Below are 26,799 nucleotides of genomic sequence, written 5' to 3'. Positions count from 1 at the left end.
GAGCCATGTCTGAGCAGAAGGTCAAGGAAACCTGCATACAAGCCGCCTGCTTCTTCCTCCCGTTCTTCGAGGCGGGGGAGTGGCGGCGCGGGGAGAAGTCCCCGTGGAAGACGATCAAGAAGGCCGAAGCCACACCCGACGCGCTTCGCGCCCTCGCCTCCTACACCAGCGAGCGCATCTCCCATAGCGCCCGCGCCATGGAGGCGCTCCTCGACATCCATGATGACTGGAAGGTCACCATGCGCAAGGACGGCGTCTTCATGGAGACGGTCACCCTGGCCTATGAGGAGATCCTGCCTCGGCTCAAAGAGGCGGGGGTCAGCGAAGACGACTTCCAGCTCTACAGCGAGTACACGCGCAAGTGGGGCATGATCTAGCTCGCTGCTCATCGGCTTTCGCAGGCGCAGCCTCCCCTCGGGGGCTGCGCCTGCGCGTGTATCAGAAGGAGGAGCGCGGGCGCGAATCGCGATGCCGGGAAGGCGTCGGCGCCTGCCGCGAACGAGGCCAGAAGGAGGCAGGATGTTCTCCAAGGACGAGGTGCGCGCGCTGGTGGCGCGTGAGGACTTCGACGGGCTGCTGCGGCTGTTCGACGCTGACGCAGACCGCGTGCGGCGCTTCCTGACGCGCCTCACCTACGCCCCCGGCACCCGCGAGCACGCCGCGGCGATACGCTGCTTCGAACGTCTCTGCGCGTGCCGCTCAGGCGGCGCCGAGGAGTTCTTCCGCGAGACGATGCGGCGGCACATCTGGGCGATGAACGAGGAGGGGGCGAACGTCGCCTGGTCGGCGCCTGAGATCATCTGCGCGATCATCGCGGGCAACCCCGCGGCCTACGGCGCGTTCTTCTCGTACGCGTTCGAGGCGGCCGTCGACGAGCCCACGTTCCAGCCGAGCCTGCTCGCGGGATGCGAGATGGTGGCGCGCGCGGCGCCTGAGCTGGTGCGGGGGCGCGAGGAGGAGATCGCGCGGCTCGCCGCCGCCGTGCGTGAGCGGGGGGCCTGAGGGGCGCGGCGAGGGCGGGGGCGTCAGCGCGTGAGGGGGCGCCGCAGGGGTTTGGCAGGGGGAGGGCTCGCTAGTGGCGCTACTTTCCGTGCGCGTATAGGGAAAGCAGCTCGGTGCCTCACGTGAGGTCGGGCGAAGCGCCGGCGTCTTCGCGTTCGAGCTGGTAGCGCGCGACGAGAGCGTCGACGAGCGCCGCTGCGCCGTCGAGGTCGCCCGCCTCCACGAGCGCGAGCGCGCGCCCGTCGGTGGCCTCCTCCCAGAACCTCATGCGCGCCTTCTCCGCGATCGTGGCGTTGACGACGTCGCGATAGCTCGCAAGCAGGTCGACGTAGGGCGCGTAGGCGTCGCTCAGGCGCTCCTCGATCTGCGCGCGCACCCGCCGCGCGAGCAGGGGGCTCGCGCCCTCGGTCGACACCGACACGGAGAGCCGTCCCTTGCGCATGACCGAGGGGAGGTAGAACGTGCAGAGCTCGGGGCGGTCGGCGACGTTCACCATGAGGCGCGCCCGCTTCGCCCCTTCGAACACCTGGCGGTTCACCTGCTCGTCGTCGGTGGCGGCGAACACGATGTCGGCGTCGGCGAGGTCGCGCTCGCAGAAGGTGCGCGCGCACCAGGCGCAGGCCCCGGCTTCCGCGAGCGCCCGCAGGCCGTCGGTGGCTTTAGGCGCCACGACGCGCACCTGCGCGTCGCAGGCGAGGAGCCCCTCGACCTTGCGCTGGGCAACCGCCCCGCCGCCCACCACGAGCGCGCGCTTGTCTTCGAGGACGAGCATGACGGGGTAGAGGCGTGACATGGAAAGCTCCCTTCGCGTGCGCGGGCTTTGCGCGCTGATTGTAGCACCTGCCTCTCATCAGGTGGTTTCCAGGGGGCATCGGGATATTTGATCGCGCGATGCGAACTTTGTATTTTACAGGGCGCGCGCGTCCTCAGCATACTGGTGGAAGCCTGCACATCGCGTCGAAGGAGGACCGCATGAAGGTCGGCATCATCCGCTGCAAGCAGACCGAGGACGCCTGCCCGGGAACGAAGTGCTTCGAGGCGATCCGCACGCGCACCGGCGTGTTCTCCGGCGTCGAGGAGGACGTCGAGATCGTGGGGTTCGTCTCCTGCGGCGGCTGCCCGGGGAAGAAGGCGGTCTTCCGCGCACGCGACCTGGTGGCGCGCGGCGCTGACACGATCGTGTTCGTCTCGTGCATCACGAAGGGCACGCCGATCGGGTACCCCTGCCCCTTCGCGAAGCGGATGGTCTCGTTTGCGGACGGCAACCTCGACGAGGGCGTGCGCATCCTCGAGTACAGCCATGCCTGGTGAGCGCATAGCACCAGGTCATAAGGATATAAGCTAGCCATTGCCTTATTTTATGACGGGATGAATTCATAGTATTTTACACGGTTTCGGCCGCATGATTAAATCGAACGTAAGGCGTGTAAAACGCACGTCAAGCAAGCTTCGCGCAGAGCGAGAGGGGAGCGTAACCATGGATAAGGGTCCTGCCAATCCTCTGGTCAAAGAGAAGGTTCTCGCGTATTTGGACACGGTCGAGAAAGCGAAGAGCAAGGACATCGCTAAGGCGATCGGCGAGCCGAAGGGCGCGGTCGACCTCGCGGTCAAGGAGCTTGCCTTCGAGGACAAGGTCGAGTACCTCTACATCACCACGACGTTCATCGCCCTCAAGGGCAAGGTCGCGCCGCCCGAGTAGGCGCGCAGGCACGCAGGTCGGCATACGAGTCGGGGAGCGCGGGGCTTGAGGCCCCGGGCGCGCGGGGGGCAGGGGATGACGGTGTCTTTCGATCCTTTCGGATCTTTCGGTTCGGGCCAGGAATGCGAGCGTCAGCTCGCAGGCGAGCTGCTTGCGACGCTCGACCCGGCCGCTTCAAGGGGCGTCTCGGCCGCAGCTGCGGGTCGGTACGATGACCCCACGGGCTTCCGCATGCGCCAGGCGGCAGATGACCTCGCCGCCTGGCTGCTCTCAGATGATGACGCGCCACGCGTCCCGGCGTCAGTCGAGGACCTGTGCCGCGTCAAGGCGCTCCAAGACGACAAGCCCTCGAGCGCGCTCAAGCCGCTGTACGACTTGAAGCCCCGCGTGCTTGCGTGGCTGCGGGCCCATGAGGGCCCGGAGGCCCTCAGCGCGCGCGCCGTAAAGCGCGCGGAGCTGGCCTTTTGGCACAGCGTGGACTGCTACCTGCGTTGCCGCGAAGACCTCTACCGCCTCAGGCTCGACGAGGTGAGGCGTGAGGTGAAGATGATGCAACGTCACCTGGACAACCTCGAGCGCGAGAAAGGGATCGCATGAGGATACTGGCCCCCTTCCTTCTGGTCGTGGCGCTGGCGCTTATCGCCTGGGCCTCGACCGCCTTCCTCCACCTGGGCACGCTGTTCGGCGTCATCGTTCCGTACGCGGCGTTCGCCCTGTTCGTCGTCGGGTTCGCCATCCGCGTCATGCGGTGGGGCGCCTCGGCTGTGCCGTTTTGCATCACGACGACCTGCGGGCAGCAGAAGAGCCTGCCGTGGGTGAGGCAGGCCAAGCTCGACAACCCGTCGTCCTATGCGGGCGTGGTGGGCAGGATGCTGCTCGAGGTGCTGTTCTTCCGCTCGCTCTTCCGCAACAGCAAGGCGGAGAAGCGCGACGACCGCTTCGGCTACGGCTCGGCCAAGTGGCTGTGGCTCGGCGCGCTGGCGTTCCACTGGTCGATGCTCATCATCGTGGTGCGCCACTTCCGCCTGTTCCTCGACCCCGTGCCGGAGTTTATCGGCGTGATCGAGGGCGCTGACAGCGTGCTCCAGATCGGCATCCCTCTGCTCTACCTCACCGACGTGGTCATCGTGGGCGCGCTCACCTTCCTGTTCCTGCGGCGCGTCGTGCTGCCGCGCATCCGCTTCGTGTCCCTGAGCATCGACTACTTCCCGCTCTTCCTGCTTCTGGGCATCGCGCTTTCGGGTATCGCGCTGCGCTACGGCGTGCGCGTCGACGTGACGGGCGTCAAGGAGGTGGCCATGGGGCTCGTGTCGTTCTCCCCGGTGGCGCCCGAGGGCATCGAGCCGCTGCTCTTCGTGCACCTCTTTCTGGTGTGCGTGCTCATCGTCTACTTCCCCTGGGGCAAGCTCATGCACGCGCCCGGCGTGTTCTTCAGCCCCACGCGCAACCTTGCGAACAACAGCCGCATGGTGCGCCACGTCAACCCGTGGAACTACGACGTGAAGGTTCACACCTACGCCGAGTACGAGCAGGACTTCGGCGAGAAGATGAGGAAAGTCGGACTACCGTTGGATTCGGAGTGATCGCGCATGGCCAAGCAACCGAGCAAGGAAAGCATGCTGGACTACGAGTTGGGGTGTACGCCGGATTCATGGATGGACACGCCGACCGAGTTTCGCGAGGGCATGTACTGCCACGCCGCGAAGCCGAAGAACCTCGAGGTGGTGGGGCTTCCCAACGCGCACGAGTGGTCCTCGTCCGAGGAGGACTGGAACCTTCCCGCTCACTGGAAGGAGATCGTCCTTGAAGGGATGAAGGAGCGCATGGACAAGTACCGCTCGTTCAGGCTGTTCATGGACGTGTGCGTGCGCTGCGGGGCCTGCGCCGACAAGTGCCACTTCTACCTGGGCACGGGCGACCCGAAGAACATGCCGGTGGTGCGCGCGGAGCTCATGCGCTCGGTGTACAGGCGCTACTTCACCACCTCGGGGAAGGTCTTGGGCCCGCTCGTGGGCGCGCGCGACCTCACCGAGGACGTGCTCAAGGAGTGGTGGTACTACTTCTTCCAGTGCACGGAGTGCCGCCGCTGCTCGGCGTTCTGCCCCTACGGCATCGACCAGGCCGAGATCACCATCATGGGGCGCGAGATCCTGAACCTGCTCGGCCTCAACACCGACTGGATCGCGGGGCCGGTGGCCAACTGCTACATGAAGGGCAACCACGTGGGGCTCGAGCCGCAGACCATCCTCGGCAACGTCGAGTTCATGATGGACGACCTCGAGGACGTCACCGGCAGGCGCTTCGAGCCCACGTTCAACCGCAAGGGCGCCGAGATTTTGCTCGTGGTCCCCTCGGGCGACCTCTACGCCGAGCCGGGCACGTTCACCTTCATGGGCTACATCATGCTGCTCGAGCACCTCGGCATCGACTACACGCTGAGCACGTACGCCTCGGAGGGCGGCAACTTCGGGTTCTTCACCTCCAACGAGATGGCCAAGCGCCTCAACGCCAAGATGTACGCGGAGGCCGAGCGCCTCGGCGTGAAGTGGATCCTCGGCGGCGAGTGCGGGCACATGTGGCGCCTCGTCAACCAGTACATGGACACGTGGAACGGCCCGGCCGACTTCCTCGAGCAGCCCGTGTCGCCCGTCACCGGCACCGTGTTCTCCAACGCGGCGTCCACGAAGATGGTGCACATCACCGAGTTCACGGCCGACCTCATCTACCACGACAAGCTCAAGCTCGATCCCTCCCGCAACGACCACCTCGTCGTCACGTACCACGACTCGTGCAACACCGCGCGCGCCATGGGCCTGCTCGAGGAGCCTCGCTTCATCATCAAGAACGTGTGCAACAACTTCTATGAGATGCCCGAGGAGACCATCCGCGAGAAGACGCTGTGCTGCGGAAGCGGCTCGGGCCTCAACGCGGGCGAGAACATGGAGCTCAGGCTGCGCGGCGGGCTCCCGCGCGCGGAGGCGGTGCGCACGGTGCGCGACGCCTACGGCGTGAACACGCTCGCGAACATCTGCGCGCTCGACCGCGCGTCGTTCCCGGCGCTCATGGACTACTGGGTGCCCGGCACGCGCGTGACCGGCGTGCACGAGCTGGTCGCGAACGCGCTCGTGCTCGGCGACGACGACCACCGCACGCTCGACCTGAGGCTCGAGGAGCTGCCGGGCGCCCATGCGGACGTGGCGGCCGACGCGGGCGTCGGGGGCGCGGGCAGCGAGGAGGCGAACCATGGCTAGGCGAAAGCTCACCCTCATCTTCATCGGCGTGTTCTGCCTCATCATGGTCGCGCCGTTCATCCTCGGCGCGGGCAAGGCGCACAGCGCCCCCGAGCTCGACCTCAACACGCCCGAGATCGCGGCGCTTGACGTGAAGGAGTGCATCGAGCCCGTCGAGTACATGCGCAGCTCGCACATGACGCTGCTCGACGAGTGGCGCAACGACGTGGTGCGCGAGGGGAAGACCGACTACGTGAGCAGCTCCGGGCAGGTCTACGAGATGAGCCTCGACGACACGTGCCTGTCCTGTCACTCGAACCCCGATGCGTTCTGCGAGTCATGCCACGCGTACTCCAACGTCGAGCTGTACTGCTGGGAGTGCCACGGCCTGACCGACGACGGCGTCGTGGGCAAGGGGTAGAAGAACAATGCCGACGAAGAGAGAGCGGGTTGGCGGTATGGAAAGACGGGACTTCATCAAGGCCGGCCTCGTGGCGTGCGCTGCGGGCCTGGTGCCCTTGACGGGCTGCGCATCGGGCGGCGAGGCCCCGAGTGCAGCTCAGGGCGCGTCGGGCAAGCGCTGGGCCCTGGTCGTAGACGAGCGGAAGCTCAACCGGGCCGGCGTGCTCGACCGGATCATCGAGGCGTGCCACAAGGCGCACAACGTGCCGGCGATCGAAGGCGAGAAGACCGCCGTCAAGTGGATCTGGCCCGAGAGCTTCGAGCACGCGTTTCCCGACATCGCGAGCACGTACGTGAGCGAGGGCGTGGAGGAGATGGAGTTCCCCATGCTCTGCAACCACTGCGAGGAGCCGCCATGCGTGCGCGTGTGCCCCACGAAGGCCACGTTCAAGCGCCCTGACGGCATCGTGAGCATGGACTACCACCGCTGCATCGGCTGCCGCTTCTGCATGGGCGCGTGCCCCTACGGCGCGCGCAGCCTGAACTTCGACGACCCGCGGCTGCACCTCGCCGAGATCGACCCCGCTTACCCCACGCGGGTGCGCGGCGTCGTGGAGAAGTGCATGCTCTGCTCCGAGCGCATCGACAAGGGGATGCCGCCTCTGTGCGCTGAGCTGTCCCAGGGCGCCATACTGTTCGGCGACTTGAACGACCCCGACTCCGACGTGCGGCGCGCGCTGGCGAAGGGCTTTTCGATACGCCGGCGCGTCGAGCTCGGCACGGGTCCGAGCGTTTACTACATCGTGGAGGGTGGTGAGCAGCGTGCTTGAAAAGGCCTTGCACGGCTCCAAGCTGTACTGGGGGTGGGTCGCCTTCCTTTTGGTGGTCATCGGCGTGGGCATCCTGGCGTACGCGAACCAGATCCAGAACGGGCTGGTGGTCACCGGCATGAGCCGCGACGTGAGCTGGGGCCTCTACATCGCCCAGTTCGCCTTCTTCGTGGGCGTCGCCGCCTCCGGCGTCATGGTCGCCATCCCGTACTACCTGCATAACTACAAGGAGTTCGGGAAGATCGTCATATTCGGCGAGTTTCTGGCGGTGGCCGCGGTGCTCATGGCGATGCTGTTCGTGCTGGTGGACTTGGGCCAGCCCGCGCGCATCATGAACGTGATCCTGTACGCCACGCCGCATGCCATGATCTTCTGGGACATGGTGGTGCTGTCGTCCTACCTCGTGGTGAACATCCTCATCGGCTGGGCGGCACTCGGCGCCGAGCGCAAGGGCTTCCCGCCGCCGAAGTGGGCGCACGTGCTGAGCATCATCGCCATCCCGCTCGCGGTGAGCATCCACACGGTCACGGCGTTTCTGTTCTGCGGCCTGCCCGGGCGCGCCTACTGGATGACCGCCATCCTCGCGGCGCGCTTCCTCTCCTCGGCGTTCGCCGCGGGCCCGGCGCTATTGATCCTTCTGTGCTTCGTCATGCGCAAGCTCACGCCCTTCAAGGCGAGCGACAAGGCCATCGACTCGCTCGCGAAGATCGTGTGCTACGCTATGATCCTCAACGTGTTCTTCTTCCTGCTCGAGATCTTCACGAGCTTCTACAGCGGCATCCCGTCGCACACCGCCCCGCTCGAGTACCTGTTCTTCGGGATCGACGGCGCGGGGAACCTCGTGCCGTTCATGTGGACGGCCGTCGTGCTCGCGTTTGCCGGCATCACCCTGCTCCTGGTGCCGAAGATGCGCACGAACCACCGCGCGCTCATCGTGGCGCTCATCGCGGTGTTTCTCGCCTGCTGGATCGACAAGGGCCTCGGGCTCGTGCTCGCGGGCTTCGTGCCGAACTCGTTCGAGCAGGTCGTCCAGTACGTCCCGACGCTCAACGAGATCCTCGTGATCGCGGGGGTGTACGGCATCGGGCTGCTCGTGCTCACGGTGCTCTACAAGGTGGCCGTCGGCGTGCGCGCCTCGCTCGAGCAGAAGCCGCGGCGCGACGAGGCGGCGCACGCGCGGGCGGGCGAGGAGGAGCTGGCCCTGGGCTGATGTTTCGCCGCAGCCGCGGCTAAACATAGAAGGTACGTACCTGATACCAAGGTAAGGAGGCTGCATATGGCAGAGCTTCAAGTAGGGGATCGCATCCTGCAACTCGACGAGGACGGCTTCCTCGAGGATCCCTCGCAGTGGGACGAGGAGGTGGCCCACAAGCTCGCGGAGACCGAGGAGGTCGAGCTGACCGACGATCACTGGGCCGTCATCAACTACCTGCGCGAGTACTACGCGGACTTCGGCGTGGCGCCGATGGTTCGCAAGATGCTCAAGGACACGGGCAAGTCGAACGCTGAGATCTACGAGCTCTTCCCGAGCGGTCCGGGCAAGGGAGCTTGCAAGATCGCCGGCTTGATGAAGCCGACCGGCTGCGTGTAAGTCCGCAGCGACGAGGTGATGGGCATCAAGCTTGCCCATCACCTCTTTTTTTGTGCGCCTTCGTGCGCGCCGCTTCGTTCACAGGAGGCAGCTCATGAGCGAAACCTTCAACTTGCCGCGCATCATGGTGTCCGCGTCCCATGGGAAGAGCGGGAAGACCGTGATCACCTTGGGCATCCTGCGCGCGCTCGAGAAGCGCGGGTGGGCGCCGCAGCCCTTCAAGAAGGGCCCGGACTTCATCGACGCCGGCTGGCACGGCGTGGCCGCCGGGCGCGCGAGCCGCAACCTCGACGCGTTCTTCATGGACCCGGCGCGTTTGCGCGCCGTCATGTGCGAGGCGAGCGCCGGAGCTGGCGTGGCCGTGGTCGAGGGCGCGATGGGGCTCTACGACGGGATGGACGCCTCGGGCAGCAGCTCGTCGGCGGAGGTGGCCAAGCAGACGGCGACGCCGGTCGTCGTGGTGCTCGACGCCACGCGCATGACGCGCACGGCGGCCGCGATCACGCTCGGGCTCATCTGCTTCGACGCCGAGGTGCGCATCGCGGGCGTCATCCTGAACCGCGTGCGCGGCCCCCGGCACGAGCGCGTCATGCGCGAGTCGGTGGAGGCGTGCTGCGACGTCCCCGTGATCGGCGTGGTCCCCGACGACGAGCGCCTGAGGATCGCCGATCGGCACCTCGGGCTCGTGACCTGCTTGGAGTCCGAGGCTGCCGAGGCGCTCTGCGAGGCGGCCGCGGCGCTCGTCGAGGAGAGCATCGACCTCGACGCCCTGCTCGCGATCGCCGCGAGCGCGCCGCCGCTCGAGGCGGCCCCGCGCTGCGCCGCGCACGTGGCGCCGACAGCGACGCAGGCGCAGGCGTCGGCGCAGGCGGAAGCCGCGCGCCCGCTCATCGCCGTCGTGCGCGACGCCGCATTCAGCTTCTACTACCCCGAGAACCTCCGCGCGCTCGAACAGGCCGGCGCGCGCCTCGCGTTCGTCGACAGCATGCGCGACGCGAGCCTGCCCGAGGGCGCAAGCGGCCTGTACGTCGGCGGCGGGTTCCCCGAGGCGTTCGCCGCGCAGATCGAGGCGAACGCCTCCTTCCGCGCGAGCGTGCGCGCGTTCGCCGCAGACGGGGGCGTGGCGTGCGCGGAGTGCGGCGGCCTCATGTTCTTGGGGCGGCGCCTGCACGCGGACGGGCGCGCGTACGAGATGGCGGGGGTGCTCGACTTCGACGTGGTGATGGAGCAGGCGCGCCAGGGGCACGGCTACGCCGTCGCGCGCGCCACGGACGCGCACCCGTGGCTGCCCGCGGGCACCGTGCTCACCGGGCACGAGCACCACCACTCGCGCGTGGTCGCCGGGCCCGGCGCGCACCGCTTCGCGTACGAGAACGTGCGCGGGCGCGGCGTCGAGCGCGGGCGCGACGGGATATGCGCGGGCAACGTGGTGGCGAGCTACCTCCACGTGAACGCGCTCGCCTCGCCGGGGTGGGCACGCGGCTTCGTGGGTGCCGCCGCAGGTGCCCGGGTGGCGGGACGATAACTCTTTTTCATTGCCTACCTGCGGAAACGTAATACCGAGCCGCCGCGCTGAAAACGTCGGCGAACGGTTTCGGCGCGGTGATTGCGCATCTTTCACCGAACAAAACACCCCCATGGGACCTTTTGCGGGGGATGTGACACGCCCTTTGCTAGAGTAGCTTATTGTTTATGCCCGAACTGAATTCTCCTCGGACACAAATAATCGGAAAAGAAAAGACTAGGATGAAAGGGGAGCCTGCATGGCAATGCTTGGATTTCTCATCGTGTTCCCGCTTGTGGCCGCGCTGCTCCTGATGGTGGCGCGCCAAGACAAGGCGCGGGATGCGATCGTGTGGGCCTCGGCCATCATCATCGCCGTGGCATCCGTGGCGCTGGTGGCCATGAACCTCGGGACGCAGACGGTGCTCTTCGAGTTCTCCTCGCCGGTGGTCGACACCATCTGCACGCTTTTGAGCTGCGTCATCGTGGGCGTGATCCTCGCGTTCGCCGTGAAGTACAAAAACGTGTGGGCCGGCGTGCTCGGGCTGGCGCAGCTCGCGCTCTCGCTCTACTTCGAGCTGGCGCTCGCGCACGGCATGAGCGTGCCCTACGGCCTCTACGTCGACTCGCTCTCGCTGCTCATGGCGTTCATCATCGGCGTGATCGGCAGCGGCATCTGCGTGTACGCGCTCGGCTACATGAAGGACTTCCAGGCGCACGAGCCCGAGGGCGCGCGCGACCGCCGTCCCACCTTCTTCGCGATCATGTTCGTGTTCCTCTCCGCCATGTTCGTCATCGTGTTCTCCAATAACATGGCGTGGATGTTCACGGGCTGGGAGATCACCACGCTGTGCTCGTTCCTCCTCATCGGCTTCACGAAGACCGAGGAGGCCATCAACAACGCCTTCCGCCAGATCATCATGAACCTGCTCGGCGGCATCGGCTTCGCGGTGGCGCTCATCATCTGCGCCACGCAGGTGGGGACGCTGTCGTTCTACGAGTTCCTCGTGATCGGCGTGAGCAACCCCGCGCTCGTCATGCTCGCCGTGGTGGCGCTCGCGTTCGCGGGCATCACCAAGGCCGCGCAGATGCCGTTCCAGACCTGGCTTCTGGGCGCCATGGTGGCTCCCACCCCCACGAGCGCGCTTCTGCACTCCTCCACGATGGTGAAGGCGGGCGTGTTCCTCCTGGTGAAGCTCTCGCCCATCATGCTGGTGTGCCCGGTTCCCTCGCTCATGGTCATGCTCGTGGGCGCCATCACGTTCCTTCTATGCTCGTTCATGGCCATCTCGCAGAGCAACGCCAAGCGCGTGCTGGCGTACTCCACCATCGCGAACTTGGGTCTCATCACGGCCTGCGCGGGCGTGGGCACGCCCGAGGCGGTGTGGGCGGCTGAGTTCCTCATCCTGTTCCACGCCATCGCGAAGAGCCTGCTGTTCCTCTGCGTGGGCACGGCCGAGCACCACATCGGCTCGCGTGACATCGAGGACATGGACCTCCTGTTCGAGCGCATGCCGCGCCTCGCCCGCTACATGATGCTCGGCATCATGTGCATGTTCATCGCGCCGTTCGGCATGCTCGTGGCGAAGTGGGCCACGCTCGTGTCGTTCGTCGACATGAACCAGATTGCGCTCATCGTCATCCTGGCGTTCGGCTCGGCGGCCACCTTCATGTTCTGGGCGAAGTGGCTCGGCAAGCTCGCCGGCATCGCGGGCGAGCCCGAGAACGTCGAGCTCACCGTGCACAAGAGCGAGTGGGCGGCCGTGCTGCTCATGGCCGTGCTCCTCGTGGCGAGCTGCGCGCTTCTGCCGCTTATCTCGGCGTACATGGTCGAGCCCTACATCGTGTCGATCTACGGCACGCTCGGGCAGGCCGTCTCGGCTGACAACCTGTGGATCGGCAGCATCGCCGTGGCGCTCGTGGTTATCGTGCTGTTCGCCGGCGTGGGGCGCGCGAGCAAGGCGCGCACCGTGGGCGTCTACCTCTCGGGCGTGAGCCGCGACAACGCGGGCCGCACCTTCCAGAACGCGCTCTCGGGCGAGAGCACGGCGACGGTGCGCAACTGGTACATGGAAGGCGTCTTCGGCGAGAAGCGCATCGCGCCCGTCGGCGTCGCGTTCAACACGATCATCATGGTAGCCGCATTCGTCATGGCCGCAATCGGCATGCCGATGATGCTCTAAGGCAGGGGTGTGATACACATGACCATTCTCATTACGCTTATCGGCACCCTCCTGTTCGCCGTCCTGGCGCCGGTGGCGGGCTGCCTGCTCGCGGGCCTCGACCGCGTCATCTCGGCGCGCATGCAGGGGCGCGTGGGGCCGCCGATCCTCCAGCCGTACTACGACGTGCGCAAGCTTCTGGGCAAGGAGCGCGTGTCGGTGAACTCGGTGGAGGGCACCTACGTCGCCTGCGCGCTCGTGTTCGCCTGCTTGGCCGGCGGCATCTTCTACACGGGCGGCAACCTGCTTCTGTGCGTGTTCGTCATCACGCTCTCGAGCCTGTTCTTCATCATCGCGGCGTACTCCTCCCGCTCGCCCTACGCTGAGGTGGGCGCGGCGCGCGAGACGCTGCAGGTGATGTCGTACGAGCCCATGGTGCTGCTCATGGCCGTCGGGTTCTTCATGGCGGCGGGCTCCTTCGACGTGAGCGCCGTGTTCTCGCTCGACGCGCCCATCGTCACCACGGTGTGGCTGGTGTTCCTGGGCCTGCTGTTCATCCTCACCATCAAGCTGCGCAAGTCGCCGTTCGACCTGTCCATGTCGCATCACGCGCACCAGGAGATCGTGCGCGGCGTGACCACCGAGATGAGCGGCCCTACGCTCGCGCTCGTGGAGATCATGCACTGGTGCGAGACGGTCCTGTTCATGGGCTGGGTGGGCATGTTCTTCGTGTGGGGCAGCCCGCTCTCCGTCCTGCTCGCGGTGGTCGTGGCACTCGCGGTGTACTTCCTCGAGATCTGGATCGACAACAATTTCGCACGCGTGAAGTGGCAGTTCATGTTGAAGTCGGCCTGGGCGGTGGCGCTCGTGGCGGGCGGCGTGAACCTGGCCGTCCTCATGTTCATCTAGGGAGTGATTGATATGGCTTACGCTTCCAAATCGCCTTGGGTCATCCACTACGACGGCTCGAGCTGCAACGGCTGCGACATCGAGGTGCTCGCGACGCTGTGCCCGGGCTTCGACGGCGAGCGCTTCGGCGTGATCAACACCGGCAACCCCAAGCACGCTGACATCTTCTTGGTGACCGGCTCGGTCAACGCGCAGAACATCGACGTGGTGCGCGAGATCTACGACCAGATGGTGGAGCCGAAGGTCGTGGTGGCCTGCGGCATCTGCGCGTGCTCGGGCGGTATCTTCCATGACTGCTACAACGTCATCGGCGGCGTGGACAAGGCCATCCCGGTTGACGTGTACGCCCCGGGCTGCGCCGTGCGCCCCGAGGCCATCATCGACGCCATCGTGCAGGGCATCGGCGTGCTCGAAGAGAAGGCGGCTGCGATGAAGTCCGCCAAGAAGGGAGCTTGAGAGACATGCCCCAGTTCAAACAAGACTTCTCGCCGCTTTCCATCGAGGCGATCCACGAAGTGGCCGCCGCGCGCAAGTCCGAGGGCTACCGCTACGTGCAGACGCTCGCCGTGAACACGGAGGACGGCGTCGACCTCGTGTACTCCTTCATGAAGGACGGCGCGCTCGACAACGAGGTGGTGAGCGGCGTCCCGCGCGACGCGGTGATCCCGTCGATCACCGATGTGTTCCTCGAGGCGTTCGTGTTCGAGAACGAGATCCACGACCTGTTCGGCGTGCACTTCGAGGGCATCGCGATCGACTTCGGCGGCAACTTCTACCACCTGTCCGTGAAGGAGCCCATGACCATCATCTCGCCCGAGCAGAAGGCGGCGCGCGACAAGGCGCGCAAGATCGCCGCGGCGAAGGCGGCCAAGGAGGCCAAGGCGAAGAAGGCGGCCGAGCAGGCCGGCGCCCAGGAGGCGCCCGCACAGGCCGCTGAGGCCGCGACTGCCGCTGCGGCTGGCGCAGCCGAGGACGCCGCCGCCAAGGAGGCCGAGCTTGAGGCCAAGCTCGCCAACATGGACCCGGAGAAGGCCGCCAAGGTGCGCGCGGCCATGGAGGCCAAGGCCAAGAAGGCGGCTGCGGCAGAGAGGAAGGGTGAGTAGCGTGGGCAAGTCAACCATCATCCCCTTCGGCCCCCAGCACCCCGTGCTGCCTGAGCCCTTGCACCTCGACCTCGTGGTGGAGGACGAGACGGTCATCGACTGCATCCCGCAGATCGGGTTCGTGCACCGCGGGCTCGAGAAGCTCGTGGAGACGCGCGACTACAACCAGTTCATCTACGTGGCTGAGCGCATCTGCGGCATCTGCGCCATGGGACACTCGCTCGGCTACGCCGAGACGGTGGAGTCGCTCATGGGCGTCGAGGTGCCGCGCCGCGCCGAGTACCTGCGCGTGATCTGGCACGAACTCTCGCGTATCCACTCGCACCTGCTGTGGCTCGGCCTGGCGGCCGACGCCTTCGGCTTCGAGAGCATGTTCATGCACTGCTGGCGCCTGCGCGAGCGCGTGCTCGACATCTTCGAGAAGACAACCGGCGGCCGCGTGATCCTGTCCGTGGTCAGGGTGGGCGGCGTGAACCGCGACATCGACGACGCCATGCTCCGCGAGATCGTGAACGTGCTCGACGGCATCAAGGACGACTACACCAAGATCATGAACACCCTGCTCACCGACACGTCCGTCAAGAACCGCACGGTGGGCGTGGGCTTCATCAGCAAGGAGGCCGCGCTCGACCTCTCGATGGTGGGCCCCTTCTCCCGCGCGTCCGACGTGCCCTACGACGTGCGCTCCTTCGGGCGCGGCGCCTACGGCGAGCTGTCCGACTTCCAGCCGGTCACTGACGCGCAGGGCGACTGCTTCGCCCGCGTGAAGGTGCGCTGCCTTGAGGTCCTCCAGTCCATCGAGATCATCAAGGAGCTTGCCGCGAAGGTCCCCGCCGGCGACATCTCCGTCGCGGTGAAGGGCGCGCCTGCCGAGGGCGCGCAGGCCTCCAACGTGCTCGAGCAGCCGCGCGGCGAGTGCTACTACTACGCGCGCGGAAACGGCACCAAGTACCTGGAGCGCATGCGCATGCGCACGCCCACCTCGCAGAACCTCGCCGGCATGGCCACGGCGCTCAAGGGCTGTGATCTGGCCGACGTGAACATGATCGTCCTCACCATCGACCCCTGCATCAGCTGCACGGAAAGGTAGGGAACCCATGGGAAGCTTTAAACTGGGGGGCATGACGTTCGGCTCGCTGTTCAAGAAGCCCGAGACGACGCTGTACCCCGTTGAGACGAAGCCCGCGCCCGCGGGGCTCAAGGGGCACATCCACAACGACGTGGAGAAGTGCATCTTGTGCGGCATCTGCGCGAAGACGTGCCCCTGCCACACCATCACGGTTGACAAGAAGAACCGCAAGTGGGCCATCGACCCGTTCATGTGCGTGCAGTGCTCCTCGTGCGTGTACGCGTGCCCGAAGGACTGCCTGCACATGCTGCCCACCTACACGCCGGTGTCGGTCTCGCAGTTCTGCAACGTGTTCGACGTGCCCGACCCGAAGAACCCCAAGCCGGCCGTCACGCCGAACTCGGCGGTGAAGTGGGACTTTTCCGAGCCTGACCAGCTCGGCCAGCTGGAGAAGTAGAGACGAGGACATCGAGCGCGAGCGCGGGGCCTGCTGCGGCGGGTCCCGCGCTCGCTTCTTGGCGGGTGCTTCCGTGCGCCCGCTGCGCTCCTGTGAAGTTTAGCTATTGTTACGCGCCAGACGCGCGGCGCCTTCTCAAGCCTTTGAGGCCGACTGCTAGAATACAGGGAGACTGAAGCGGCCGGGCACGTGCCCGGCCTTCGTGGGAAACGGGCGAACATGGACCAAGCGCAAAGCGACAGCCAGAGCTGTTCAGGAAAAACCGAAGAGGAAGTGACGGACAAGGTTCTCACCCTGCCCAACGTCATCTCCTTCATACGCCTGTGCATGGTCCCGGTCTACCTCGTCCTGCTCCTCAACGGATATGACGTAGCCGCGACGGCGGTGTTCGCCGTCGCGGCCCTGACGGACTTCGTGGACGGGCAGATCGCACGCCGCACGAACACCGTCTCGAAGCTCGGGCAGCTGCTCGACCCGGCGGTCGACCGCATCCTCATGGTCACGGGCGTGCTCGGCGTGTTTTTAGTGGGGCGGGTTCCCCTGTGGATCATCGTGCTCGTCGTCGCGCGAGACGTGCTTCTGCTCGTGGGCGGCTGGTGGCTCATCTCGCGCTACCAGATCCGCGTGCCCGTCATCTACCCCGGCAAGTTCGCCACCACGTTTCTGTTCGTGGGCTTCGCGGGCCTGCTTCTGAACTGGCCGCTCGTGCCGGGACTCGGCGTGTGCGACCTGCCATGGCTGCCGGGATTCACCGACGCGGCCGTCTCGTGGGGCATCTGGTTCGTGTACGCGGGCCTCGTGCTCGCCGTCGGCACCACGGTGTACTACTGCGTCGCGGCATTCAAGATGCTGCGCGCCGCGCGCGCCCAAGCGGGGGAGTAGCCGGTGGGCGAGGAGCGAAGAGAAGAGCCCCGGCGCCGCGAGGGCGCGCCGCGCGCTGCGCAGGGGGCGCCAGGAGCATCGGGTGCGCGCGCTGCGAGCGGGAACGCGCAGCGCCGTCCGGCGGGAGCGCCGCATGGCGAACGGCCGCACGCGCCAAAGGACGCGCGTCCTGATGCGGCTGCGCATGGCGAACGGCCGCACCGTGAGCACGTGCCGCAGCAGCGCCCCGAGGCGAAAGCGCGCAGGGCGCGGCCGTCGGCGCAGAACGGCCGTGAGCGATCGGCGCAGCCTGGGCGCGACAAGCGCGCCGCGGCCGAGCGGCCGACGAGGAGGCGCCGCGAGACGGCGCCGCAGCGGCCCGAGGGCGAACGCGCCCCGCGCGCGCAGGCCGCGCGCAAGCCCCGACCCGCGCGCGCGGCACAGCCGACGCGCGGCGTGCAGGGCTCCCGCGGCCAAGGGACGCGCGGCCGCCGGAAGGACCGCACGCGCCGCGACGCGCCTGCCACGGGCCTTCCCGTGCAGCCCATCACGTCTCCGCAGGTTGTCGGCGAGCAGAGCCTTCCCGAGCGCGTGCTCGGGCTTCTGGCGGCGGTGCTCCTCGGCCTCATCAAGGTCATCGGACGCGGCATCTCCCTGCTGTTCTCGCTCGTGCGGCGCGTGGCGGCGAGAAGCCGCGTCGCGGCGGTGGTGCTCGTGGTGGCGTGCGTGCTTCTGGTAGGCGGCCTCGTCGACGCGGGGCTCACCGCAGGCAAAGTTTACCGCGGCGTCACCATCGGCACCGTCGACGTGTCGGGCATGACGGAGGCAGAGGCGGCCTTAGCGGTGTCGGACGCGTACGCCGGCCGCCTCGCCGCCAACCATGTCATCATCTTCGCGAACGACGAGGTGGCGAACTCGGTCGACGTCGAGCAGCAGATCGTGCAGGACCAGGCGCGCGCCGAGCAGATATCGTTCGAGGAGGCGCAGAAGAGCAAGTCGCTGTGGGTGCGCTCGGCCCAGTCGCTCAACGCGACGCTGCCCGTCGAGGGCCTCGTGGACGAGGCGCTGGAGGTCGGCCGCGGGGGCCTCGGCCCCATCGACCGCATCCGGGCGCTTCTGGGCGGCTGGAACGTCGCTGTGCGCGTGGACATCGGCGCCGACGAGCTTGAGAGCCTCGCGAGCGACATCGACTCGGCCATCGGCGATCCGCGCCAGGACTTCGACATCGCCTTCGAGGAGGGCGTGGCCAGCGTCGTCGAGGGGCACGACGGCTCCATGGTCAACCGCCAGACGCTCGCTGACGAGCTGAACGCGGCGCTCCTAAGCGACGAGGACGGCGCGCACTCGTTCGTGGCGCGCGTGGAGTACGCGCCGCTGCGCATCGACGAGGCGGGCGCGCAAAAGACCTGCGACGCGGTGAACGCGCTCATCGCCGACGGCGCCGCCTTCTCCACGAGCGCCACGAGCTTCTCGGTGGAGCGCGCGGAGCTCGCTCGCTGGGTCGGCACGCGCGTGGAGGGGCAGGAGGGCGCCTACGAGCTCGTGCCCTACGTTGACCACGCCCTCGCCACGCCGTCGCTCGTGGAGCTGCTGAACGAGAGCACGTCGGGCTCGGGCGTGGCCGTCGACTTCGACGTCGCGGGCGATGAGGTCACCGTCACGCCGCGCGGCGAGGTCACCGCGCCCATGCTCGACGCCGCGCTCAACGCGCTCGACGCCAACCTGTTCGGCCCCTACCGTGAGAGGGGGACGACCCAGGTGGCAAGCGGGGAGGCGGTGCCCATCGAGACGAAGGTGGTCTCGGGCGCCCTGAGCTTCGACGAGGCGGCCGGCTACGGGCTGGTCACCGAGATCTCCTCGTTCACCACGCTTTTCACCAACACCGAGTCCACGAGCAACCGCAACCACAACATCCGCCTCGTGTCCGACCTGCTCAACAACTCGGTGACCCAGTCGGGCGGCGGCACGTGGTCGTTCAACGAGACGGCCGGCAACTGCAACGAGGAGGCGGGATTCCTACCGGCAGGCGCCATCTCGGGCGGCGAGTACATCGACGAGGCGGGCGGCGGCATCTGCCAGGTGGCCACCACCGTGTTCAATGCGGTGTACGAGGGCGGCTTCCCCGTCGACAAGCGCATGAACCACACGCTCTACATGGCGAGCTACCCAGCGGGGCGCGATGCGGCCGTGTCCTATCCCGACCTGGACTTCGTCTGGCGAAACGATACCGATTCCGATGTTTTGCTGCGCACCAGCTACACCGACTCGAGCGTAACCGTTACACTGTATGGCGTTGACCTCGGCTACAGCGTCTCGACGGAGACCGGCGAGTGGGTCGAGGGCGAGGAGTATGACACGCGCGAGGAAGTCGACGACACGCTCGCGCCCGGCACGCGCTACGTCAAGACCGTGGGAACCGACGGCCTCGAGATCATGGTGCAGCGCACGGTCAAGGCCAAGGACGGCACGCTGGTGCGGCAGGACTCCTTCTACTCGGTGTACGCCCCCATCGACGAGGTCATCGTGAAGGGCCCCGATGCGCCCGAGGGCTAGGAAGCGAACGAGAGCGAAGGCAATGCAGCTGAGGACTGACGTGACATACGCCCCTGCCGCCCCTGCCCGCCCGCACGGGCGCAGGGGAGCCTCCGTGCGCCGCCTGGCGTGCGCGGGCCTGCTGTGCGCGAGCATGGCGCTTTGCCCTTGCGCGCTCGCGCTGGCGGACGCTGACGCCGCCTGGGCCGACGTGCGGCGCACCGACGTGATCGCGGGCACCGCCATGGAGCAGCGCGGCATCGCGGCGGCGGTCTGCCCCTCGATCGACGCCGAGCGCGCCATCGTGGTGGACGCCGACGGCAAGGTGTACTTCGAGCGCAACGCGAGCGACCCCGCGCAGATCGCCTCCGTCACCAAGGTCATGACCGCGGTGGTGGCGCTCGACGCCGCGCCGCTCGACACGCCGGTCACGGTGAGCGCCTTGGCCGCCGAGGTGGGCGAGTCGAGCGCGCATCTGCAGGAAGGCGACGTCATGTCGCTTGAGGAGGCGCTCAAGGCGCTCATGATCCCCTCGGGCAACGACGCCGCCATCGCCATCGCGGAGAGCGTGGGCAAGGTCATGCTCGGCGGCAGCGGAACTGACGAGGAGGCGCTCGCGGCGTTCGTCGAGGGCATGAACGCCAAGGCCGCCGAGCTCGGCTGCACCGACTCGGTGTTCACGAACCCGCACGGGCTCGACGACGGCGCGTGGGAGGGCGACCTGCACAGCACCGCGGCCGACGTGGCCAAGATCGCCGCATGCGCCATGGGCAACGAGACGTTCCGTGGCATCGTGGGCACGGAGGCGGCTGCCATCGAGGTGGACCGCGCGGGCGAGAAGGCGAGCATCGAGCTTGAGAGCACCGACGAGCTGCTCGGCGTCTACGAGGGCGCCTGCGGCATCAAGACCGGCTTCACCGACCTGGCGGGCGCGTGCTTCGCGGGCGCGGCGACGCGGGACGGCGTGGAGCTCTACGCCATCGTGCTGAAGTCGAGCTCCGAGGCGCAGCGCTTCGCCGACGCCACCACGCTGTTCGACTGGGTGTACGACAACCGCGTGACGTATGTGCTCGCGCACGCCGCCGAGAGCGTGCCGGTGACGCTGGGCGGCACGCAGGTTGACGCGCCCGTGGTCGCCGAGGTGGCGCACGCCGACTGGCCCGACCGCACGGTGAAGGCGACGTTCGCCGACCCCGCGGCGTCGGTCGAGGTGTTCGCGCTCGACGGCAACGTGAGCGAGTCCTTCACGTTCGACGAGCCGACGGGCGACGTGAAGGTGGGGGACGTGCTCGGGCGCGCCACCTTCCACCAGGGCAACGAGGTCATCGCGGAGGTGGACCTCGTGGCGTGCGAGGACGTGGCGGCCCCCGGCGTGTTCGAGAGCATCGGCATCTGGTGGGACCGCTTCATCAAGGGATTCTCGGGTGAGCCGACCACGGCTGACTCGGTTGTCCTCAACGACGTATCGCTCATCTACGACAAGCAGGCGCTGGTCGTGTAGGCTGGCCGCAGGCGAGATGGAGCAGACGGGAAGGTGAACATGACAGAGACATGCCCGGTGTGCCAGTCGCCGGTGAACCCCGGTGACGCGAGCTGCGCGCAGTGCGGCTTCAAGCTGCTCGGCGCGACGCAGAAGTTCCAGCCGCTCGTGCTCGACGAGCAGGAGCGCGCCACGGCGAAGCGGGATGCCCGCGCGTGCGTGCTGCGCGTGGTGCGCGGCCCGCAGGTGGGCGTGACGTATCGGCTGAACCCCGAGGAGCGCGAGCTTTCCATCGGGCGCAGCCCGCAGTGCTCGATCTTCTTGAACGACATGACGGTGTCGCGCATGCACGCCACGCTTCGGCGCGAGGGCGACTGCTACGTCATCGCCGACGAGAACTCGTTCAACGGCGTGTGGGTGAACAACCAGAGCGTCGAGGCGAAGGCGCTCAGCTCGGGCGACTTCATCCAGATCGGGACGTTCTGCCTGCTGTACGAGGAGAGCGCGCTCAAGCCCGGCGCTTAGGGCGGCTGCGCGCCGCAGGCAGGCGCGGCTGGAAGCAGAGGAAGAGAAGGAAGAGGGCGCTTGTGCGCCAAGTGAGGTGTGGTATGGAGCTGTTGTCAGGTAACGAGGCTATCGCCCAAGGCGCGTGGGAGGCGGGTGCCACGATCGGCGTGGCGTACCCGGGCACTCCCTCCACGGAGACGCTCGAGTGCTTCGGGCGCAAGGAGGGCGTGTACGCCGAGTGGTGCACAAACGAGAAGGTGGCCGTCGAGGTGGGGCTCGGCGCGTCGGCAGCCGGCGCGCGCGTGATCTCCACGATGAAGCACGTCGGCGTGAACGTGGCGGCCGACCCGCTGTTCACCGCGGCGTACACCGGCGTGGGCGGCGGCATGGTCATCCTCGCCGCGGACGACCCGGGTATGTACTCGTCGCAGAACGAGCAGGACTCGCACTACTACGCGCAGGCGGCGCACGTCCCGATGATGGATCCGGCTGACTCCGCCGAGGCGCTCGCGTTCACGCGCGACGCCTTCGAGCTCTCGGAGCGCTTCGACGTGCCGTTCATGATCCGCTCCTCGGTGCGCGTGTCCCACACCAAGACGCCCGTCGAGGTGGGCGAGCGCGTGGCGTTTGAGCCGAAGCCCTACGAGAAGGCGCCGCAGAAGTGGGTCATGATGCCCGCGTTCGCGAAGCCGCGCCGCAAGGTGCAGCTCGAGCGCATCGAGGCCTTGCGCGCATGGGTCGAGGAGTGTCCCTACAACGTCGTGACGAAGGGCGCGGGGAAGGTCGGCGTCATCTGCGCCGGCGCGGCGTACCAGCACGTGAGGGAGGCGCTGCCCGAGGCGTCCGTCCTGAAGCTCGGCGTGACCTGGCCTTTGCCCGCGAACGCGATCCGCGCCTTCGCCCAGTCGGTCGAGGAGCTCTACGTGGTGGAGGAGGCCTCCGAGTACCTGGCGGGCGGCGTCGCGGCATGCGGCGTTGACGTGAGCGCGTTCCCGCAGGGCCTGCCGCGCGACGGCGAGCTGTCGCCGGGCCTGGTGCGCGCCGCGTTCGGCCTGGAGGCGCCCGAGCATCTGCCCGCCCGCGACGACCTCCCCGCCCGCCCGCCGGCGCTGTGCCCGGGCTGCCCGCACCGCCTCGTGTTCAAGGAGCTCACGCGCCTGCGCGCCGTGGTCACCGGCGACATCGGGTGCTACACGCTCGGCGCCCTGCCGCCGCTCGCGGCCATGGACACGTGCGTCGACATGGGCGCGTCCGTCTCCATGGCGCACGGCTTCGAGCTGGCCTGGGCGGGCGAGGAGCACCGCCCCGTGGTGGCCGTCATCGGCGACTCCACGTTCGGCCACTCGGGCCTGAGCTCGCTCATCTCCACGGTGTACAACTGCGGCAGCGGCACGGTGTGCATCCTCGACAACCGCACCACAGCCATGACGGGCCGCCAGGGCAACCCCTTCAACGGCGTGACCCTGCAGCAGCGCCCGAGCCGCGAGCTCGACCTCGAGGGCGTCGTGCGCGCGCTCGGCGTCGAGGACGTGCGCGTGGTCGACCCGCACGACATGGGGGCGGTGCGCACGGCGCTCAAGGAGGCCACCTCGGCTGCCGACACGCTGTCGGTGCTCATCTTCCGCGCGCCGTGCGTCCTGCTCGAGCGCAAGCGCCGCCCGCCGTATGCCGTGAGCGCATCATGCACGGGCTGCGGCGTGTGCACGACGCTGGGCTGCCCGGCCCTCGCGCGCGACGCCGAGACGGGCACGGCGTTCATCGACGCCGGATTGTGCATCGGCTGCGGCCAGTGCGCCCAGTACTGCCGCTTCGACGCCATCGTCGCAGAGTAGGGAGGTTCCAGTCATGTCTGCAACAACTGTTTTGCTGTGCGGCGTCGGCGGCCAGGGCACCATCCTCGCAGCCGACCTGCTCGCCCGCGCGGCGCTCGCCGCGGGGCTCGACGTGAAGGTGTCTGAGATCCACGGCATGGCCCAGCGCGGCGGCGCCGTGACCACCGTCGTGCGCTTCGGCGACGAGGTGGCCTCCATGGTGTCCGACCTCGGCTGCGCCGACATCATCGTGTCGTTCGAGACCACCGAGGCGCTGCGCAACCAGGCGCAGCTCAAGGCAGGCGGCTCGCTCGTGGTGAACGACGAGGCCATCAAGTCGCTGCCCGTGCTCACCGGCAAGGCGCAGATGCCGGCCCGCGCGCGCGAGGACCTCGTCGGCCTCGGCGCGCTGCTCATCCCCGCCGAGCGCCTTGCGCGCGAGGCGGGCAACGTGAAGGCGTCGAACGTGGTGCTGCTCGGCGCGCTCTCGGCGCGCCTCGACTTTCCCGTGAGCGCCTGGGAGGACACCATCTCCCGCCGCGTGCCGCCGAAGACCGTCGAGGCGAACCTCGCGGCGTTCGCCGCGGGCCGCGCCTTCGTGCTGAACGAGGCGTAGGTGCGCGACGTCGCCCGCACAGGGGGGACGCGCGTCGTCGGGCGCTTCGCCCCCTCGCCGACGGGGCGCATGCACGCGGGCAACATCTTCGCCGCGCTCATGGCCTGGCTCGTGGCCAAGTCGCAGGGCGGGGACATGGTCCTGCGCATCGAGGACCTCGACCGCGAGCGCTCCAAGCCGCGGTTTCGCGACGCGGTGCAGCGCGACTTTGAGTCGCTCGGCCTCACGTGGGACGCCGGCCCCTTCTACCAGCACGACCGCGACGAGGCGTACCGCGCCGCCTTCGACGCGCTTTCCGCACGCGGCTTGACCTACCCCTGCTTCTGCACGCGCGCCGACCTGCACGCGGCCTCGGCCCCTCACCAGGGGGAGAAGCACGTCTACCCCGGCACGTGCCGGAGCTTGACGGACGCCGAGCGCGCCGTGCGTCGCGAGCGCCTGGAGGCTGAGGCCCGTGCAACCGGCGCGCCCGCGCGGCGGCCCTCGTGCCGCCTGCGCGTGGACGAGCGCGTGATCGAGGTGGACGACCAGATCCAGGGCCCCTACGCGCAGCGGCTCGACCGCGAGTGCGGCGACTTCCTCGTGCGCCGCTCGGACGGCGCGTTCGCCTACCAGCTCGCGGTGGTGGTCGATGACGCCGCGCAGGGCGTGAGCTCGGTGGTGCGCGGGGTTGACCTCTTATGCTCCACGCCGCAGCAGGTGTACCTGCAGGACCTGCTCGGCCTTCCGCATGCGCGCTACGCGCACGTGCCGCTCTTCGTGGCGCCTGACGGGCGCCGCCTCGCCAAGCGCAACCGCGACGCGGCCTTAGACGAGCTGCTCGCGCGTTTCAAGACGCCGGCGGGCGTGGTGGGGCACGTGGCGTACGCGGCGGGGCTCATCCCGGCCGACGAGCCCGTGATGCCCGAGCAGCTGCTGGAAGGCTTCGACCTTGACGCCCTCGCACGGCGCTGGCGCGGCCAGATTGCCATCGCGTATCCGCCTGGCGGCGGGGAGGGAGCAGAGGGCGCCGGCGCGGCGCGGTAGGGAAGCCCTGCGCCGGCGGCGTCAGAGCACGAGCGTCATGCCGCGGCTTGCGAGCACGGCGGCGGCGTAGAACGCCCCGAGCGCCACGTTCAGGCTGCAGATCTGCGCCATGGCCCCGATGCGCGCCGGGCTCACGAGCGGGTTTTTGCGCAGCGCGTTGGCGATGGGGTAGACGGCGAGCAGCATGAAGGGCATGACGACGAGGCCGCCTGAGAACCACACGCCGACGATGACGACGACGGCCGCCACCCATGCGTACATGAGCGCGTGGTAGAGCCTCACGGCCCGCGCGCGTCCGAGCAGAACCGCAAGCGTCTTGCGCTGCGCCGCGACGTCCTTCTCGATGTCGCAGGTGTTGTTCGTGAGCATGATGAGCCCGATGCCGATGACGGTGGGAACGGCCCACAGAAGCGCGCGCCCGTCCAGGCTGCCGGTGAGCACCTGGTAGCATGCGAGCGGGATGAGGCCGCCCATCACGAACCCGCTCACGAGCTCGCCGATGGGCAGGTACGAGATGGGCGTCTTGCCGCCCGAGTACAGAAAGACGATGAGCGCGCCTACGAGCGCGATGGCGAGCGGGATCCAGCCCGCCTGCATGATGGGGTAGATGCCGAGAGCGAACGCCGCGGCGAGCATGCCGAGGGCGAGGCGCAGGGCGGAGGCGGGGTTCACGTTGTTGTACACGAGGACGGCGTCTGACGCCTCGACGTTGTCCTCCTTCGAGTCGGTTCCCTTGACGTAGTCGAAGTAGTCGTTGAGCGTGTTCACGGCCGACTGCATGAGGACGCAGATGACGAGCAGCGCACACGCCATGGTCGCCGAGAGCACGCCTGTCGTGGCGTAGGCGCAGGCGCAGGCCAAAAGCACGGGCAGGATCGATGCTGGCCAGGTGTGGGGGGCGGCGAGGAGCCACGCCATCCGAGGCGTGAGGCGCGCGTACGCCGCGCGGTCGCGCGGGGCGGAGGCAAGGGAGGCTGCGGGCTGCGCCGGGGACTCTGCCGCGGGGCGGCGCGCGTTCGTGCGCTCCGGGGTGGTTTCGCTCATGGGAGTCGCCTCCTTCGGGCAACAGAAAGCCGCCCGCATAAGCAGGCGGCTTTCACGGGCTGCATGCTAGTTGGTCATGAGGGCGGTGGCAACGTCGTTGCTCGTGGAAGCTGCGGGCTCCCACACGTTGCCGTTCTTCGTGTACGCGATGGTGATGGGCTCGGTCTGCGCGAGCTCCACGTTGTCAAGCGCGTCCATGATGGTCGAGCCGATGAGGTCGTTGACCTCCTCCTCGCTCATGTCCATGAGGCTCTCGTCCTCCATGATGCCGGTGGCGGCCTCCTCGAGCGCCTGCTCGAAGCCCGAGTAGCTCTTGCAGGTCATGGTGATGACAGCCTCGGCAGTGTCGCCGTCAACTGTGACGCTGTCGATGGTGTAGTCGAAGCCCGCGAGGTAGGACTTGATGAACTCGGCGCCGTCGATGCCGTAGTCGGACAGCTCGTCGGCGTCCATGTCGGCGATGAGCGTGTTCACGACCTCGTCGTCGAGCGTCTTGTAAGAGTTGAGCTCGTCGGTGATGGCGTCGCGGATGACCTGCTCGTCGTTGGAGCCGCAGCCGGTGAAGGCGACGAGCGAGAAGGTGAGCAGAGCGCCCAAGAGGATCGCGGCGATCAGCTTCTTCATCTTCATGTTGCTTCCCCTTTCGTCCCGCCGCGCGCGGCGGTCCTCGTTTTCCCACGCAGACCATGATAGACCATCCGGCGCCCCTCCCCACGGTGAAAGGGCAAAACGGTTAGCCGAAGGCCCTCTGCGCCATCCCGCGTTCCGAGCGAAGCCCGCGTCAGGTGTCCCCCCCCGTGTCCCGAGCAAAGTGCCCGTGTCAGGTATTCACCCCGTGTCATCCTGGGCAAAGCGCCCTCTGGCGCACGCGCCCCTGTCATCCTGGACAGGCCTCGCAGGTGCCCACCCCGTGTCCCGAGCAAAGCGCCCGTGTCAGGTATCCACCCCGTGTCATCCTGAGCGGA

28 protein-coding genes are annotated in these 26,799 nt (G+C 67.8%); 25 read left to right on the top strand and 3 right to left on the bottom strand.

Annotated features, from left to right (window positions below):
* Nucleotides 1-5 precede the first annotated feature (5 nt).
* Both G7Y50_RS01810 and G7Y50_RS01805 read left to right on the top strand, forming a co-directional pair.
* Nucleotides 6-377, top strand: a complete 372-nt coding sequence (locus G7Y50_RS01810) for a hypothetical protein (protein ID WP_165056489.1) — start codon at nt 6-8, stop codon at nt 375-377.
* A gap of 142 nt (nt 378-519) precedes the next feature.
* Nucleotides 520-1,002 (top strand): DVU0298 family protein, encoded by a 483-nt coding sequence (locus tag G7Y50_RS01805; RefSeq protein WP_165056488.1) that lies wholly within the window; start codon nt 520-522, stop codon nt 1,000-1,002.
* Nucleotides 1,003-1,120: 118 nt separating this feature from the next.
* Here the strand turns inward: G7Y50_RS01805 and G7Y50_RS01800 are convergent, their stop codons facing one another.
* Nucleotides 1,121-1,795: a bifunctional precorrin-2 dehydrogenase/sirohydrochlorin ferrochelatase gene (locus G7Y50_RS01800; RefSeq protein ID WP_165056487.1), complete on the bottom strand. Its 675-nt coding sequence runs from the start codon at nt 1,793-1,795 to the stop codon at nt 1,121-1,123.
* A gap of 179 nt (nt 1,796-1,974) precedes the next feature.
* On the opposite strand from G7Y50_RS01800, the gene G7Y50_RS01795 reads away from it, so the two are divergent.
* The 23 genes from G7Y50_RS01795 (at nt 1,975) to gluQRS (ending at nt 24,790) form a co-directional block, all read left to right on the top strand.
* Nucleotides 1,975-2,313 carry a CGGC domain-containing protein gene (locus G7Y50_RS01795; protein WP_165056486.1) on the top strand — a complete coding sequence of 113 codons (339 nt, stop codon included), beginning with the start codon at nt 1,975-1,977 and terminating at the stop codon, nt 2,311-2,313.
* 166 nt (nt 2,314-2,479) lie between these two features.
* Nucleotides 2,480-2,701 carry a hypothetical protein gene (locus G7Y50_RS01790; RefSeq protein WP_165056485.1) on the top strand — a complete coding sequence of 74 codons (222 nt, stop codon included), beginning with the start codon at nt 2,480-2,482 and terminating at the stop codon, nt 2,699-2,701.
* A gap of 81 nt (nt 2,702-2,782) precedes the next feature.
* Nucleotides 2,783-3,298, top strand: a complete 516-nt coding sequence (locus G7Y50_RS01785; protein ID WP_165056484.1) for a hypothetical protein — start codon at nt 2,783-2,785, stop codon at nt 3,296-3,298.
* Nucleotides 3,295-4,284: a sulfate reduction electron transfer complex DsrMKJOP subunit DsrM gene (gene dsrM, locus G7Y50_RS01780; protein WP_165056483.1), complete on the top strand. Its 990-nt coding sequence runs from the start codon at nt 3,295-3,297 to the stop codon at nt 4,282-4,284. Before G7Y50_RS01785 ends, dsrM begins: the two co-directional genes overlap by 4 nt.
* A 33-nt stretch (nt 4,285-4,317) precedes the next feature.
* Nucleotides 4,318-5,952, top strand: a complete 1,635-nt coding sequence (dsrK, locus tag G7Y50_RS01775; protein ID WP_304518500.1) for a sulfate reduction electron transfer complex DsrMKJOP subunit DsrK — start codon at nt 4,318-4,320, stop codon at nt 5,950-5,952.
* A complete protein-coding gene (gene dsrJ, locus G7Y50_RS01770) occupies nt 5,945-6,352 on the top strand; it encodes a sulfate reduction electron transfer complex DsrMKJOP subunit DsrJ (RefSeq protein WP_165056481.1) in 408 nt (135 codons plus the stop codon). Before dsrK ends, dsrJ begins: the two co-directional genes overlap by 8 nt.
* A gap of 37 nt (nt 6,353-6,389) precedes the next feature.
* Nucleotides 6,390-7,163 (top strand): sulfate reduction electron transfer complex DsrMKJOP subunit DsrO, encoded by a 774-nt coding sequence (gene dsrO / locus G7Y50_RS01765; RefSeq protein WP_165056480.1) that lies wholly within the window; start codon nt 6,390-6,392, stop codon nt 7,161-7,163.
* Nucleotides 7,156-8,373: a sulfate reduction electron transfer complex DsrMKJOP subunit DsrP gene (dsrP, locus tag G7Y50_RS01760; RefSeq protein WP_165056479.1), complete on the top strand. Its 1,218-nt coding sequence runs from the start codon at nt 7,156-7,158 to the stop codon at nt 8,371-8,373. Before dsrO ends, dsrP begins: the two co-directional genes overlap by 8 nt.
* 66 nt (nt 8,374-8,439) lie before the next feature.
* The gene (locus G7Y50_RS01755) at nt 8,440-8,754 is read left to right on the top strand and encodes a TusE/DsrC/DsvC family sulfur relay protein (RefSeq protein ID WP_165056478.1); all 315 of its coding nucleotides are present in this window, start codon (nt 8,440-8,442) and stop codon (nt 8,752-8,754) included.
* A 94-nt stretch (nt 8,755-8,848) separates the two neighbouring features.
* Nucleotides 8,849-10,279 carry a cobyrinate a,c-diamide synthase gene (locus G7Y50_RS01750; protein ID WP_165056477.1) on the top strand — a complete coding sequence of 477 codons (1,431 nt, stop codon included), beginning with the start codon at nt 8,849-8,851 and terminating at the stop codon, nt 10,277-10,279.
* Nucleotides 10,280-10,517: 238 nt separating this feature from the next.
* Nucleotides 10,518-12,440, top strand: coding sequence for an NADH-quinone oxidoreductase subunit L (locus tag G7Y50_RS01745; protein ID WP_241156596.1), 1,923 nt, complete (start codon nt 10,518-10,520; stop codon nt 12,438-12,440).
* Between the two features lie 18 nt (nt 12,441-12,458).
* Entirely contained in the window at nt 12,459-13,328 is an 870-nt protein-coding gene (locus G7Y50_RS11980; RefSeq protein ID WP_241156595.1) for a respiratory chain complex I subunit 1 family protein, read from the top strand.
* A 12-nt stretch (nt 13,329-13,340) separates the two neighbouring features.
* Nucleotides 13,341-13,784, top strand: coding sequence for an NADH-quinone oxidoreductase subunit B family protein (locus tag G7Y50_RS01740; RefSeq protein WP_165056476.1), 444 nt, complete (start codon nt 13,341-13,343; stop codon nt 13,782-13,784).
* A gap of 5 nt (nt 13,785-13,789) precedes the next feature.
* Nucleotides 13,790-14,431: an NADH-quinone oxidoreductase subunit C gene (locus tag G7Y50_RS01735; RefSeq protein ID WP_165056475.1), complete on the top strand. Its 642-nt coding sequence runs from the start codon at nt 13,790-13,792 to the stop codon at nt 14,429-14,431.
* Nucleotide 14,432: 1 nt separating this feature from the next.
* A complete protein-coding gene (locus tag G7Y50_RS01730; RefSeq protein WP_165056474.1) occupies nt 14,433-15,521 on the top strand; it encodes a nickel-dependent hydrogenase large subunit in 1,089 nt (362 codons plus the stop codon).
* A gap of 7 nt (nt 15,522-15,528) precedes the next feature.
* The gene (locus G7Y50_RS01725) at nt 15,529-15,957 is read left to right on the top strand and encodes a 4Fe-4S dicluster domain-containing protein (protein ID WP_165056473.1); all 429 of its coding nucleotides are present in this window, start codon (nt 15,529-15,531) and stop codon (nt 15,955-15,957) included.
* A gap of 273 nt (nt 15,958-16,230) precedes the next feature.
* A complete protein-coding gene (locus G7Y50_RS01720; protein ID WP_241156594.1) occupies nt 16,231-16,839 on the top strand; it encodes a CDP-alcohol phosphatidyltransferase family protein in 609 nt (202 codons plus the stop codon).
* 210 nt (nt 16,840-17,049) lie between these two features.
* A complete protein-coding gene (locus G7Y50_RS01715) occupies nt 17,050-19,371 on the top strand; it encodes a VanW family protein (protein WP_165056919.1) in 2,322 nt (773 codons plus the stop codon).
* 22 nt (nt 19,372-19,393) lie between these two features.
* Nucleotides 19,394-20,851, top strand: coding sequence for a D-alanyl-D-alanine carboxypeptidase (locus tag G7Y50_RS01710; RefSeq protein WP_241159486.1), 1,458 nt, complete (start codon nt 19,394-19,396; stop codon nt 20,849-20,851).
* A gap of 39 nt (nt 20,852-20,890) precedes the next feature.
* Nucleotides 20,891-21,355 (top strand): FHA domain-containing protein, encoded by a 465-nt coding sequence (locus G7Y50_RS01705; RefSeq protein WP_165054805.1) that lies wholly within the window; start codon nt 20,891-20,893, stop codon nt 21,353-21,355.
* Nucleotides 21,356-21,438: 83 nt separating this feature from the next.
* Nucleotides 21,439-23,169 (top strand): thiamine pyrophosphate-dependent enzyme, encoded by a 1,731-nt coding sequence (locus G7Y50_RS01700; RefSeq protein WP_165054807.1) that lies wholly within the window; start codon nt 21,439-21,441, stop codon nt 23,167-23,169.
* Nucleotides 23,170-23,182: 13 nt separating this feature from the next.
* The gene (locus G7Y50_RS01695) at nt 23,183-23,764 is read left to right on the top strand and encodes an indolepyruvate oxidoreductase subunit beta (RefSeq protein WP_165054810.1); all 582 of its coding nucleotides are present in this window, start codon (nt 23,183-23,185) and stop codon (nt 23,762-23,764) included.
* Nucleotides 23,765-24,790 (top strand): tRNA glutamyl-Q(34) synthetase GluQRS, encoded by a 1,026-nt coding sequence (gluQRS, locus tag G7Y50_RS01690; RefSeq protein WP_241156499.1) that lies wholly within the window; start codon nt 23,765-23,767, stop codon nt 24,788-24,790.
* Between the two features lie 21 nt (nt 24,791-24,811).
* On the opposite strand, the gene G7Y50_RS01685 is transcribed toward gluQRS, so the two are convergent.
* Both G7Y50_RS01685 and G7Y50_RS01680 read right to left on the bottom strand, forming a co-directional pair.
* Nucleotides 24,812-25,708 carry a prenyltransferase gene (locus G7Y50_RS01685; protein WP_165054973.1) on the bottom strand — a complete coding sequence of 299 codons (897 nt, stop codon included), beginning with the start codon at nt 25,706-25,708 and terminating at the stop codon, nt 24,812-24,814.
* 192 nt (nt 25,709-25,900) lie between these two features.
* Entirely contained in the window at nt 25,901-26,464 is a 564-nt protein-coding gene (locus G7Y50_RS01680) for a hypothetical protein (RefSeq protein ID WP_165054812.1), read from the bottom strand.
* Nucleotides 26,465-26,799: the final 335 nt, after the last annotated feature.

This window comes from Adlercreutzia sp. ZJ176, assembly GCF_011038975.1.
In the GTDB taxonomy this organism is placed as follows: domain Bacteria; phylum Actinomycetota; class Coriobacteriia; order Coriobacteriales; family Eggerthellaceae; genus CAAEEV01.
Note: the sequence above shows the minus strand (reverse complement) of the source record. Positions and strands in the feature narration are given on the sequence as shown.

What these genes read in the sequence shown, in the direction of transcription:
- G7Y50_RS01795 (WP_165056486.1), top strand. Translation starts at nt 1,975, where the DNA reads ATGAAGGTCGGCATCATCCGCTGCAAGCAGACCGAGGACGCCTGCCCG.
- G7Y50_RS01750 (WP_165056477.1), top strand. Translation starts at nt 8,849, where the DNA reads ATGAGCGAAACCTTCAACTTGCCGCGCATCATGGTGTCCGCGTCCCAT.
- G7Y50_RS11980 (WP_241156595.1), top strand. Translation starts at nt 12,459, where the DNA reads ATGACCATTCTCATTACGCTTATCGGCACCCTCCTGTTCGCCGTCCTG.
- G7Y50_RS01695 (WP_165054810.1), top strand. Translation starts at nt 23,183, where the DNA reads ATGTCTGCAACAACTGTTTTGCTGTGCGGCGTCGGCGGCCAGGGCACC.
- G7Y50_RS01800 (WP_165056487.1), bottom strand. Translation starts at nt 1,795, where the DNA reads ATGTCACGCCTCTACCCCGTCATGCTCGTCCTCGAAGACAAGCGCGCG.
- G7Y50_RS01745 (WP_241156596.1), top strand. Translation starts at nt 10,518, where the DNA reads ATGGCAATGCTTGGATTTCTCATCGTGTTCCCGCTTGTGGCCGCGCTG.
- G7Y50_RS01755 (WP_165056478.1), top strand. Translation starts at nt 8,440, where the DNA reads ATGGCAGAGCTTCAAGTAGGGGATCGCATCCTGCAACTCGACGAGGAC.
- dsrO (WP_165056480.1), top strand. Translation starts at nt 6,390, where the DNA reads ATGGAAAGACGGGACTTCATCAAGGCCGGCCTCGTGGCGTGCGCTGCG.
- G7Y50_RS01680 (WP_165054812.1), bottom strand. Translation starts at nt 26,464, where the DNA reads ATGAAGATGAAGAAGCTGATCGCCGCGATCCTCTTGGGCGCTCTGCTC.
- G7Y50_RS01740 (WP_165056476.1), top strand. Translation starts at nt 13,341, where the DNA reads ATGGCTTACGCTTCCAAATCGCCTTGGGTCATCCACTACGACGGCTCG.
- dsrM (WP_165056483.1), top strand. Translation starts at nt 3,295, where the DNA reads ATGAGGATACTGGCCCCCTTCCTTCTGGTCGTGGCGCTGGCGCTTATC.
- dsrJ (WP_165056481.1), top strand. Translation starts at nt 5,945, where the DNA reads ATGGCTAGGCGAAAGCTCACCCTCATCTTCATCGGCGTGTTCTGCCTC.
- G7Y50_RS01725 (WP_165056473.1), top strand. Translation starts at nt 15,529, where the DNA reads ATGGGAAGCTTTAAACTGGGGGGCATGACGTTCGGCTCGCTGTTCAAG.
- G7Y50_RS01700 (WP_165054807.1), top strand. Translation starts at nt 21,439, where the DNA reads ATGGAGCTGTTGTCAGGTAACGAGGCTATCGCCCAAGGCGCGTGGGAG.
- G7Y50_RS01685 (WP_165054973.1), bottom strand. Translation starts at nt 25,708, where the DNA reads ATGGCGTGGCTCCTCGCCGCCCCCCACACCTGGCCAGCATCGATCCTG.
- G7Y50_RS01810 (WP_165056489.1), top strand. Translation starts at nt 6, where the DNA reads ATGTCTGAGCAGAAGGTCAAGGAAACCTGCATACAAGCCGCCTGCTTC.
- G7Y50_RS01805 (WP_165056488.1), top strand. Translation starts at nt 520, where the DNA reads ATGTTCTCCAAGGACGAGGTGCGCGCGCTGGTGGCGCGTGAGGACTTC.
- G7Y50_RS01790 (WP_165056485.1), top strand. Translation starts at nt 2,480, where the DNA reads ATGGATAAGGGTCCTGCCAATCCTCTGGTCAAAGAGAAGGTTCTCGCG.
- G7Y50_RS01705 (WP_165054805.1), top strand. Translation starts at nt 20,891, where the DNA reads ATGACAGAGACATGCCCGGTGTGCCAGTCGCCGGTGAACCCCGGTGAC.
- dsrK (WP_304518500.1), top strand. Translation starts at nt 4,318, where the DNA reads ATGCTGGACTACGAGTTGGGGTGTACGCCGGATTCATGGATGGACACG.
- G7Y50_RS01710 (WP_241159486.1), top strand. Translation starts at nt 19,394, where the DNA reads ATGCAGCTGAGGACTGACGTGACATACGCCCCTGCCGCCCCTGCCCGC.
- G7Y50_RS01735 (WP_165056475.1), top strand. Translation starts at nt 13,790, where the DNA reads ATGCCCCAGTTCAAACAAGACTTCTCGCCGCTTTCCATCGAGGCGATC.